7 protein-coding genes and 4 pseudogenes are annotated in these 10,913 nt (G+C 68.5%); 6 read left to right on the forward strand and 5 right to left on the reverse strand.

The window, feature by feature from the left end:
• Positions 1-142 precede the first annotated feature (142 nt).
• Positions 143-973, reverse strand: coding sequence for an IS5 family transposase (locus tag ACFYOY_RS48755; protein ID WP_351902881.1), 831 nt, complete (start codon positions 971-973; stop codon positions 143-145).
• Positions 974-998: 25 nt separating this feature from the next.
• A complete protein-coding gene (locus tag ACFYOY_RS48760; protein WP_351902722.1) occupies positions 999-2,477 on the reverse strand; it encodes a serine/threonine-protein kinase in 1,479 nt (492 codons plus the stop codon).
• A 125-nt stretch (positions 2,478-2,602) separates the two neighbouring features.
• Between ACFYOY_RS48760 and ACFYOY_RS48765 the strand changes: the two are divergent.
• Positions 2,603-2,815 (forward strand): annotated as a pseudogene (locus ACFYOY_RS48765) (IS5/IS1182 family transposase); the annotation flags it as partial.
• 15 nt (positions 2,816-2,830) lie between these two features.
• On the opposite strand, the gene ACFYOY_RS48770 reads toward ACFYOY_RS48765, so the two are convergent.
• The gene (locus ACFYOY_RS48770) at positions 2,831-4,192 is read right to left on the reverse strand and encodes an NAD(P)/FAD-dependent oxidoreductase (RefSeq protein ID WP_351902725.1); all 1,362 of its coding nucleotides are present in this window, start codon (positions 4,190-4,192) and stop codon (positions 2,831-2,833) included.
• A 309-nt stretch (positions 4,193-4,501) separates the two neighbouring features.
• On the opposite strand from ACFYOY_RS48770, the gene ACFYOY_RS48775 reads away from it, so the two are divergent.
• The 4 genes and pseudogenes from ACFYOY_RS48775 to ACFYOY_RS48790 all read left to right on the forward strand — a co-directional run.
• Positions 4,502-4,876, forward strand: coding sequence for a hypothetical protein (locus ACFYOY_RS48775; protein ID WP_388594534.1), 375 nt, complete (start codon positions 4,502-4,504; stop codon positions 4,874-4,876).
• A gap of 206 nt (positions 4,877-5,082) precedes the next feature.
• Positions 5,083-6,004: pseudogene (locus ACFYOY_RS48780) on the forward strand (NADP-dependent oxidoreductase).
• A gap of 242 nt (positions 6,005-6,246) precedes the next feature.
• The gene (locus ACFYOY_RS48785) at positions 6,247-6,483 is read left to right on the forward strand and encodes a cupin domain-containing protein (RefSeq protein ID WP_388594536.1); all 237 of its coding nucleotides are present in this window, start codon (positions 6,247-6,249) and stop codon (positions 6,481-6,483) included.
• A 177-nt stretch (positions 6,484-6,660) separates the two neighbouring features.
• Positions 6,661-6,735: pseudogene (locus tag ACFYOY_RS48790) on the forward strand (carboxymuconolactone decarboxylase family protein); the annotation flags it as partial.
• A 445-nt stretch (positions 6,736-7,180) separates the two neighbouring features.
• Here the strand turns inward: ACFYOY_RS48790 and ACFYOY_RS48795 are convergent.
• Positions 7,181-9,145, reverse strand: a complete 1,965-nt coding sequence (locus tag ACFYOY_RS48795; RefSeq protein WP_351902731.1) for a SpoIIE family protein phosphatase — start codon at positions 9,143-9,145, stop codon at positions 7,181-7,183.
• Positions 9,146-9,942: 797 nt separating this feature from the next.
• Positions 9,943-10,286: pseudogene (locus ACFYOY_RS48800) on the reverse strand (PP2C family protein-serine/threonine phosphatase); the annotation flags it as partial.
• Positions 10,287-10,336: 50 nt separating this feature from the next.
• Here ACFYOY_RS48800 and ACFYOY_RS48805 point away from each other — a divergent pair.
• Complete coding sequence (locus ACFYOY_RS48805) at positions 10,337-10,777, forward strand: hypothetical protein (RefSeq protein ID WP_388594539.1); 441 nt, start codon at positions 10,337-10,339, stop codon at positions 10,775-10,777.
• Positions 10,778-10,913 lie beyond the last annotated feature (136 nt).

A 10,913-nucleotide genomic window follows, 5' to 3' on the forward strand; every position in this document is an offset into this window, starting at 1 on the left:
CGTCGCCGCCCGCTTCCTGGCCTACGGCTGGAACGTGACCACCGTCGCCGACGCCAACGACCTCGACCGGATCAGCCGCGCCTTCCACACCTTCCAGGGCAGCAGCACTCACTGCCCGGCATGCCCCACCAGCCTCCTCCCATCAGCCACCACGGACAATGGACGATGGCCTAAGAGTGGCGTCATATCGGGTGGCGACTCCGCGCCAGTGTTTGATGCGGTTGGTGCATCGTTCGACGGTGTTGCGCTGCTCGCAGGCCTCGCGGTCGAAGGCGGGTGGTCTGCCGCCCCGGCTGCCGCGCCGCCTGCGGTGGGCGGCCTGGTCGGCCGGAACGGGGATCACGGCCCGGATGCCGCGTCTGCGCAGATGGTGGCGGATGGCGCGGGAGGAGTAGGCCTTGTCGGCCAGGACCATTTCGGGGCGGGTGCGGGGACGCCCGGTGGCCCGTGGGACGCGGATGGCGGCCATCACCGGCTCGAAGGCGGGGGCGTCACCGGCCTGTCCGGCGGTGAGGCGGAAGGCCAGAGGCCGGCAGTTGCCGTCGGCCGCCAGGTGGATCTTCGTGGTCAGCCCGCCGCGGGAGCGTCCGATGGCGTGATCGGCCGGCTCGCCGGCCGGGGCCCCTGTATTGCGGGCCCCGGTGGCATGCTGGTGGGCACGCACGATCGTGGAGTCGACCGCGACCGCCCACTGCGGGTCCTCATCGGCGTCGGCCCGGGCGACCAGGGCGGTGAAGACCCGTTCCCAGGTACCGTCCAGGGCCCACATCCGCAGCCGGTTGTAGACGCCTCTCCAGTTGCCGCATTTCTCCGGCAGGTGGACCCACTGCGTCCCGGTCCGGAACTTGAAGGCGATCGCGTCGATCACCTGCCGGTGATCCCGCCAGCGGCCACCCCGCCTCGGCGTCCGGTCCGGCAACAACGGCTCAATCCGCGCCCACTGCGCATCGGTTAACGGCACACACGGCCTAATGATCGGATGATCCGAACGAAACGGACTAGACGCCGTGGTGGTTCTGCGGCCCGGTGGAGAACGCGGCCCTGCGGGCGGCTGCGGCGAGCCAGGGCCCGATGGAGCCGTCGTTGGTGAGGTCGGCGCGGTAGGCCAGCGCCGCGGTCAGGTAGCGGTGGACTCTCCGGCTGTACCGCCATCGGAGGCTGCGGTGGACCTTGTCGGGACAGGGGGCGAGGCCGCCCCCGTCGCGGGCGCTCCAGATGGTGAGGCGCCAGCGCACGTCCCCGCCGCCCAGGTACTTGTGCGCGTCCCGGGCCGTCGCCGCGTCGGGGAACGCGAAGACCTGGACGGAGACGTAGACGGGGTTCTCGGGCGTGGCGTGGGGACCGGGCTGCTCCGCGTAGACGCCGGCGACCACTTCGGTACAGTCACGGCGCTCGAGTTCCCTGGCCAGGTCGCTGGGGCCCGCTTCACGGGAGAGGCGGGTGTCCTCGGCGATCCGCGCGAACTCGATGTCCACGTCGTTGGTGAACCGCCGCGGCAGCAGGGCGTCCGCGGTGAACGGCGTCTCGTCGGTGGAGGCGCGGTCCCAGGAGTCGGGAGAGGGCGGCCGAGGCGCGCGCCGCGTGACGTCCATCAGGCGGGTGCGCGGGGTCGGGGGCATCGCCGCGGTGGGAGCTTCCGCTGCCGCGCACGACGCCAGGAGTGCCTGAAGCCGCTGCTGGACCTGCTGTGCCGACTGGGGGCGCCGGTCGGGATCGCGCTCCAGTAGTTCGGCGACGAGCGCGGTCACCTCCGGCGGCAGGCCGGGGCGGAACGCGTCGAGGGGCGGGGCCTCCTCGTCGAGCTTGCGCCGCACGACCGCGATGCTGTTGTGCCCGGTGAAGGGCGGCCGACCGGCGAGCATCGCGAAGAGCATCCCACCGAGTGCGTACAGGTCGGAGCGTTCGTCGCCGCGTTCCGTGAGGAACTGCTCCGGCGCGCCGAACTCCGGCGTTCCGGCCGGGGCCAGTTGTGAGGAGCGCGCCACGGTGAACGCGGCCTGGACGAACCCGGCGATCCCGAAGTCGATGACCTTCACCAGCCCGTCGCCGGTGAGGATGACATTGTGGGGCTTGATGTCGTAGTGGATGACCTGGGCCCGGTGGGCGGCCTCCAGCGCGGCGCAGATGCCGCTGGCAATGGCCACGGCACGCGTCAGGGGGAAAGGACTCTCAGCCTGGAGACGCGCTGTGAGCGTCTGGCCGTCCACCTTCTCCATGACCAGGAACAACACGTCGTCGTGGATGCCCCGGTCGTACAGGGCGGCGACGTTGGGGTGGACGATCTGGGCAGCGGCGACCGCCTCGCGCTCGAACCGCCGGGGCAGGTCAGCCTGTGCAATCCCGTCGGGATCCAGCAGCTTGAGCGCGACCTCACGGTGGAGCACGCGATCCCGCGCGGCCCACACCTCGCCCATGCCACCCCGGCCCAGACGGCCGATCAGCTCGTAACGGTCCGCGATCAGCTTTCCCCGCTCCACGGGGCCAGCATACGAGACGCCTCCACACGTGCGAAGACGGCCGGTGCGGCGGCCGCCACACCGTCTCTCCAGCCTCCTCGGAGCACACACGGGTCAGTCCTGGTGACGATGCCGGTGAGGCCTCAGCCGACCAGGCCGCCCACCGCAGGCGGCGCGGCAGCCGGGGCGGCAGACCACCCGCCTTCGACCGCGAGGCCTGCGAGCAGCGCGACACCGTCGAACGATGCATCAACCGCATCAAACACTGGCGCGGGCTCGCCACCCGATACGACAAGACCGAAACCATCTATCTCGCCGGACTCCACATCGCAGGCATCTTCATATGGTCCGCACGGTGATCCAAACGAAAGTACCTAGCCCTGGTCGGCGTTGAGTGAGGCGGTGTGCTCCCGTACCTGCTGCGGTGTCATGTAGGCATCGGTCTGTTCGAAGTGCCGCAGCGACGGCTGTTCCTCCGCGAGAAACCCGATCCGTACGAAGTCGTCGCCCCCAGCCGCGTTCAGTATCCAGTTCGTCAGCGCCCGCGCCTTCGCGACATTGGTGCGCATCGCCCCCACGTGGTAGCCCCGGGCCACCGCCTGCGCGGGCATCCCACGCAGCTCGACGCCCATCGGCTTGGCGACCGCGTCCCTGCCGCCCAGGTCGACCACCAGACCGAGGTCCCTGTGCCGGTAGGACCGAAGCGGCTCACCGCGGAGCGCGGCGATGACGTTGTCCGCCGCTGTCTTGCCCTGCCGGTGGGCGTGCTGTGCAGTGGGCGGGCAGACTGCGCCGTCGCCCCCCGTCAGGTCGGGTACGGCGGCGCCATCGCCCAGCGCGAAGACACCGTCGAAACCAGGCAGCGTCATCTGCGCGGTGGCGGCGAGCCGTCCATGTACCATCTCGGCCCCCAGCGTTCCCACCAGCGGGCTGGCGACCACTCCCGCGGTCCAGATCAAGGTCCGGGAGGGGACGACCCGGCCGTCGGTGAAGGTGACCTGGTACGGCCTCGCCTCGGCGACGGACACGCCGAGCGAGATCTCTACCCCGCGTCGCTGGAGCACCTCCATCGCGCTGCGGCCGAGCTTGTCGCCCAGCTCGGGCATGAGTTTCGGCGCAATGTCAATCAGGTGCCACCTGATCAGGCTTGGATCGAGCCGTGGGTAGCGCCGCACCGCGTGGGTGGTGAGCCGCTGCAGGCAAGCCGCCGTCTCAGTGCCCGCGTAGCCGCCTCCGACGACGACGAACTGCAGTCGGGAGATCTTCTCCTGCTCGTCGACAGCGGCATCGGCCAGGTCGAGCTGGGCGATGACGTGGTCCCTCAGGTACGCGGCCTCGGCGAGCGTTTTCATGCCGCGCCCGTGTTCCTTCAGGCCGGGAATGTCGAAGGTGCGGGTCACGCTGCCGGGCGCGAGCACGATGTAGTCGTAGCGCTCGTTCGTCAGTTCCCCGGTGATCCGGCGGACGACGCAGACCTTCGCTCGGGCGTCCACGCCGATGGCAAGGCCCGGGATAATCCTGGTGCGGTACCTTCCGCGGCGCAGTGAGAGCGCCACCGACTGCGGAGTGAGTACGCCCGCCGCGACCTGCGGCAGCAGCGGCAGATACAGCTGGTAGGAGACCGGCGTGACGAGCGCGATGTCCGCGTCGCCGGGAGCCAGCCGGCGCTCCAGACGGCTCACGCAGGCGACGCCCGCGAAGCCTGCGCCCACGACGAGAATTCTGAGGCGCGCCACGGTGTCCCTCCCTTCTCGGGAGCTGCGTTTGCAGGATGCCGACTCATTGCGGCCGGCTTTGCAAGGCTCCGGCATCCCTATCACCCATCCTCATGGCTCACGGCAAGATGTGCGCGCCGGTGTGAGGAGGCTTGGGCCCCAGCGACAGCTCCGGGAAGGGAACCAGGACTGGTCACAGCCCGGACGGCAGCCATGGAATTCTGGAGCTTCCTGGCGGGCCTATCTGCCCGTCCTCCGGGTGCGGCGCACCGCAGATCACGAGTTCGGATGGCTACTCTGGATCCGCAAGCTGGAGGAGGTTGCGTCGGTATGGGTGACGGGCACGCGCCGGGGCCGTCTGGGCGGGAGGACGTGCTCGGAGCCGACTGGGAGAGCCATCGGCCCGCGGTCTTCGGTGTGGCCTACCGGCTGCTGCATCCGGACGCTGTCTATGTCACCGACGGCGGCAAGGCTGCCGCGGCGCGCAAGCTCATCCATGGTGGTGAGCGCGTCGCGGAGGTGATGGTGCGTGTGGGCCGCCGGTGGCGTCCAGACCGCATCGACCTCGTCGAGGTCGGCGGCGAGCCCGCCCTGGTGTTCCACCGGAAGGGCTGTGTCTACTCCGTGGACACGCTGCAGATCACAGACGGTCTGATAACTGCGTATCGCAGGGTCATCAACCCGGAAAAGCTTTCTCACGTCTGAGCTGTCACACCCCGAAGGGCTGTCTCGTCTCCCTGACGAGAGCCAAATCAACCAAATCGGGACAGACGAGGGAACGCTCGCGGACAGATGAGATCGATCATGCGGACGGCATGCGTCCACCTGCTGCGTTCCTCCGCAGACGAGCCGCGATGAGCCCTGTGTGAAGGGGCTGCGCGCTCGTGCGCCCTTCCTCAGTAAGGACCTTTATGCGGGCCATCACTGTTCGGGACCGTGACGCCGGTCTCGCCGGGCTGTCTCTGACGGACATGCCCTACCCCCACGCGGCCGAGAACGACGTCATCGTGCGGGTGCACGCCGCGGGCTTTACCCCTGGAGAGCTGGACTGGCCGGGCACGTGGACCGATCGCGCCGGCCGCGACCGGACGCCGAGCGTGCCCGGGCACGAGCTGTCGGGTGTCGTCGAAGAGCTGGGGTTCGGCACCACCGGCTTGAGTGTCGGCCAGAGGGTGCTCGGCCTGGCTGACTGGGCCCGCAACGGCTCGCTCGCCGAGTACGCCACGGTGGAGGCCCGCAATCTCGCGCCGCTGCCGACGGACATCGACCACATCCTGGCCGCCGCACTGCCGATCTCCGGGCTGACCGCATGGCAGGGCCTGCTCGACCACGGCCGCCTGGCCACGGGCCAGACCGTCCTCTTCCACGGCGCCACGGGCGGCGTCTGCTCGATCGCGGTACAGCTCGCCCGCGAGGCCGGCGCCCGCGTCATCGGCATCGGCCGGTCCGCCGACCAGGACACCGCGCTCGCACTGGGCGTCGACACCTTCCTGGACCTGCAGACTGAAAAGCTGGAGGACGTCGGCGAGGCCGACGCCGTGTTCGACGTGATCGGCGGAGACATCCTCGACCGCTCGGCCGCCCTGGTCCGGGCCGGTGGCACGTTGGTCACCATCGTCATGCCGCCCAAGGTCCGGCCCAAGGACGGGCGGGCCATCTTCTTCGTCGTCGAACCCGACCGCGCCCGCCTCACCGACCTCGCCACGCGAGTGAGGGACGGCCGGCTCAAGCCCCTCGTCGGCACCGTACGGCCACTCACCGAAGCACCCGCCGCATTCGCCCCCGCCACCCGCACCCCGGGGCAAGACGATCATCCGCGTCGCGGAAGACTGAAGAGGAGACCCATCGTGACCGGAATGCGGATCGCCGGTGGCCTGCTGGCCGTCGCCACGCTGACCGCGGCCACGGCCTGCACCGCCTCGGACCAGCCCGCCCACGCCAAGACGCCCACCGCGGCCGTGACATCGAAGCACCCCACCGAAACCCTCAAGCCACTGCTCCAGCAGGCCCTCCCGAATGTGAAGGGCAAGACGTTCACCTCGATGGTCGTCGACTTCCCGCCCAACGCACACGCGATGCCGCACCGGCACGGCAAGGCGTTCGTCTACGCCTACGTCCTCGAAGGCACCATGCGCAGCAAGCTCGCCGGCAAGCCCGTGCACACCTACCGACAGGGCGAGAACTGGGTCGAGCGGCCGGGCGCTCACCACGTCCTGACCGAGAACACCAGCCGGACCGAACGGGCCAAGCTCCTGGTGGTCTACGTCTCCAACACGGGAGACAAGCTCAAGGTCGACGACCCGAGGTCGTAGCCCGTCTCTCACAGCGGCGCAAGGCGACCCGAACGAATCGAAGGAACCATGACCAACACGCAACGCGTCAACATCGGCAAGCAGCACCCGAGCGCCTACAAAGCCCTCATCGCCCGGTCGGCGGAGGTGGAAGAGACCGCCCGTCACGGCAGGCCTTGACCGCTCCTGATCGAGCTTTTGAAGATCCGCGCCTCCCAGATCAACGGCTGCGCGTTCTGCCTGCGCATGCACACCCGCGACGTTCTCAAGAAGGGTGAGAACTCGGGACCGGATCGCCGTGCTGCCCAGGTGGGAAGAGACCCGCTACTTCTCCGAGACCGACCGCGCCGCCCTCCGCCTGACCGAGGCGGTCACGCGTGCGCCGGGCCGGCACGTCAGCGACGAGGACACAACGACGTCGCGGCCGTACTCACCGCAGACCAGGTCTCGGCGGTCGTCCGGCGGGCAACGGTGATGAACGCTTTCAACCGCGTCGAGATCACCAGCCGGTCCCCCGTCGGAGGCCAAGCTCGTTCCGACGTGATCACCGCTGCTCGGCCCGGAGATCGCCGACGACGTACTCCTGCCCGGCGAGGGCGCCCGCACCGCGCCAACCCGTCTCGCCGATGATCACCGAGTGTCGCAACTCCGTGATCGCGGAACCTGTGCCTGTCCTGTCTACCCATTGGTCAATGCTGGCTGCCAATCCGCGCGACCTCTAAGCGCGTCGGATCACCAGTACGGCCACGTCGTCGAGGTGATCCACCGCGACCGCGGCGTCGAGGATTCGGTCTGCCGTCGCCTCGACGTCGAGGCGGTCGTGGAGGGCCTGCCCGGCCAGCGTTCCCGCTCGTTCCAGCCCGGCTTCCAGGGTCAGCCCCGGCCCTTCGACGACGCCGTCGGTGACCAGGACCAGCGCGGTGTTCTTTTCCAGCGTGAAGGTCTCCTCGGGGTAGTCGGTCTCGGGTACGACTCCCAGTACCGGCCCGCCGGAAAGTGTGCGGATGTCGTGGCTGCCGTCGTCGCGTGCCAAGAGCAGCGGCACGTGGCCTGCGCTGGTGCCGATGACCTGTCCGTCGCGCGGATCGATGCGCAGCATGGTGCAGCTGGCGAAGCGTGGTACGTCCATGGTGACGAGCAGCTCGTTGGTGCGTGTCAGCACGGCTCCCGGCCCCGGTTCGTGGGTGGCGATCGCGCGCATGGACGAGCGCACCTGTCCCATGAAAGCTGCGGCGTCCACGTCGTGCCCTTGGGCGTCGCCGATCTCCAGTGCGACCGCGCCGTCGGGCAGGGCGAACGCGTCGTACCAGTCTCCGCCGATATCGAGCCCGCGCCGGCTGGGCTGGTAGCGGGCGGCGATCTTCAGGCCCGGGAGGTGCTCGGGCAGTGTGGGGAGCATGCTCTGTTGGAGCGCTGTTGACAGTTCGATGTGGGCTTGTTGCAACCTGATGCGCCTGAGTGCCTGGCCTGCCAGCTCGGCCAGAGTGGTCATGAAGGCGAGCTGCTCCGGGGACGGGGGGCGCTCGCTGTCGTACGTCACCGCCCAAGCCCCCAGTGGCCGGTCGCCCACCGGGCTGAGGGGGGTGATCGACATGGCGAGGTCGGGGCCGGGCCGCCTGAGGGGCAGGCTGTCTTCGTGCGGCCAACGACGGGCGAGCTCCTCCTGGTTGGGGATGAATTGTGGCTGGCCGGTGCGGATCGCACTGGCCAGTGGGCGGTCCTCATCCAGCGACAGGGCGTGCAGGGCGTCGGCCTGCCACGTGGGGATCTGGGCATCCGAGGAAACCCGCAGGCGCCCGTCGTCGACGAGCGCGAAGAGGGCGCCGGTACCGCCGAAGGCTGCGGCCAGCCGGGTCAGGACGACCTGCTGCAGTTCCTGCTCGGTGGCGGCGGTGAACAGGGCGGAGGAGAACGCGGCGATCTCCTCGGTGCGCTGCCGCTCAGCACTCACGGCCGCCAGCATTTCCTCTCGGTGCGCCTCCATCTGGGTGTCGTCGCGGATCACCCCGAAGACCCTTTCGGGACCGGCGTACCCCAAGGTGACCCTGCGAGTCTGGCTGGCTAGAACGCGCCAGCCATCGTGCTCGGTAAGGAACCGCGACCTGGTCCAGGGGGACTGGGCGGCGTCCGAGCGGACCAGCTGCCGCAAGCCCTTGCGGTCATCAGGGTGGGCATGCCGGATCACCGTGGACAGGGACATGGACGCTTGCGGGAAAAGCGCGGCCAGAGCAGGTGCGCCGCCCATCCACTCCACCTGGTGCTCATGGGGCGAACACATGCACAGCCCGAGGCCGGCGGACCTGGCCGCAAGCTGGAACGGGATCAGCAAACCGCCCAGGTCGTGCTTCGCGTCCAACGAATGCACCCACACAAGCTGCTCGCCGTCTGCGGGGTCCCTCACTGGCCGCGCCTCGACAAGGCAGACCACCGATGCTGTGCCTGTCCCGGGGAACTCCAGCACACGCATCGCAAGCCTCTTCGTCGTGGCCCCGTGCGTCAGCAGGCTTTCAGCCGCGAGGCGCTGATTGTCGGGCAAGAGATCGCTGAAGGCGCGACCTACGCACTGTTCCCACGGCCTGCCCAGCGCCGTGGCCATCGCGGCGTTGAGGCGGCGGATGGCGCCATCCAGCGTCACCAGAGCCGACGGGGTAGCCCTCTCAAGGAGTTCGTCCGATGCGTCCATCTGCCGCTCCCCGGGAATCGTCGAGCGGGACAACGTCAACCAGTGCGGCGGCCGAAGCTGATCGGCCGGTATCTGCCGCGGAGCAAGTGGTGCGACTGGCCTGCTGCGGAGGAGCACGATGCCGAGCGGTCGCCCAGCCACACCAGGTTTTCCTGTAGCAACGTTACCATTATGGCGGAATCGGGAGCTGCGCGCCGTCATCGCTTTTTGGGCCGAAGCCATTCTCAAGCGTGACCCCCAGCGCCTGGAGCGAATGAATTCATTTCGTGCACTCAATGGTGCCCAGACACTATTATCAATCTCAACGCACTCCAGGATAGCCCTTACGGCTGTCCGCTCGGAACGATCGCCAGCGCCCGCGCCGGAACCGACAGTGGGGCACGGGCCATGCCGGAGGCCGCTTTGTCGAGCAGGAAGGGGCGATCGCGACAAGTCTGCGGCGCATGAAGGAGAACGGGTCCCTGCAGACAGATGCCGACCCCGACTGGCTGGCGGTGAGTTTGATGGCGCGGCACAGGTGGCACTGGATCACATCAAGCCCTATACTCTCGCCCGGAAAAACAATTCCAAAGCAATCGGCAGGTAACTTCCGACTGCAGCGGGAAGCAGCTGGAGAGTTCCTCAGTCGCCCACTTGGTGCGATTTTCCCAATTCTTTGCGGATTTTTTCCGGGCTCCCCCGGTGCTGCCCTTCCGTGATTCTTGCCTGTTTCCTGGTATTGCGACGGCAGCCGCGAAATGTTCTGGATCGTTGTGCCACATGCTTGAGTCGCGTCCTCTGATTGGGGAGGAGCCCATGGTGCGGGCCACGAGCAGCGCGATGTCGTCGCTCTGGCGGTCCGCAAGCATCGTGCCGAGCACCGCCACCCATGTCTCTTCCGGGCGTGCCGGACGCTTGTCGACGGCCTGGTCGAGGGCGTTGCGCAGCAGCCCCAGACCGATGTTGATATCCCTGCCGTGGTTTTTAAGCAGCCCGTCTGTGCAGAGCACGAGTTGGCTACCTTCGGACAGCTCCCATTCGGCGGTTTCGAAGGGCAGACGGCCCAGGCCGAGGGCGGGCCGGCCGGCACGTCGGGGAATCCCACCCACCCGTCGGGGTGCACGAGCGCGGGCGGTCGATGTCCTGCGCGGGAGACGACACAGCCGGCTAGTCTTCTCCCTGCGGTTCCGGCAAGGCTGCCTGCGGATCGACATCACCGGCTCACACGTCACCTACGCGCTGGCGGAAGGCGAACCCTTCCAGATCAAGCCACTGCGGCGAAGTGATCACCCTCTCCAAGGAAGCGGAAGCGCCGCAGACCCGTCCCGTCGAGCCGCCCACCGCCCTGCCCGAGCCCGCCCAACCACCGGGCAGACAACTCCCACCACGCCACTGAGCCACCGCCAGCGACGCCCGCGGTCCATCCCACCGGTCAGTCCGGCGACTGTGTCAGTCCTGACCGGCATCAGTTGGATCGCCGCACTGGTTGACGTACCAATCATGATCCCGCCGCGCCTCTTCGACGGCATTCATGCAACCAGCGCTTTGCGCTGGCGGGTTGTGGAGTGGCCAACCAGACGAGAGCGTGCATGTTGGCGTAGCTCATTCGTTCTTGGGTGGTCCGCGCCCTGGAACGCCTTCTTCGTCATGTGAAGGAATGTGACGCCTACCACCCTTGGCTGTACCCACGATGGTGAGGTTCCCCCGCAGTGCGGGAGTGGCTGACTAGCTGGTCAGAGCGGGTTGGCGTGGTTTCAGGTTCACTGGTTCGGTCGCTGCCTGGTCGGCG

This window comes from Streptomyces sp. NPDC007875 (assembly GCF_042868035.1).
Classification (GTDB): domain Bacteria; phylum Actinomycetota; class Actinomycetes; order Streptomycetales; family Streptomycetaceae; genus Streptomyces; species Streptomyces antimycoticus.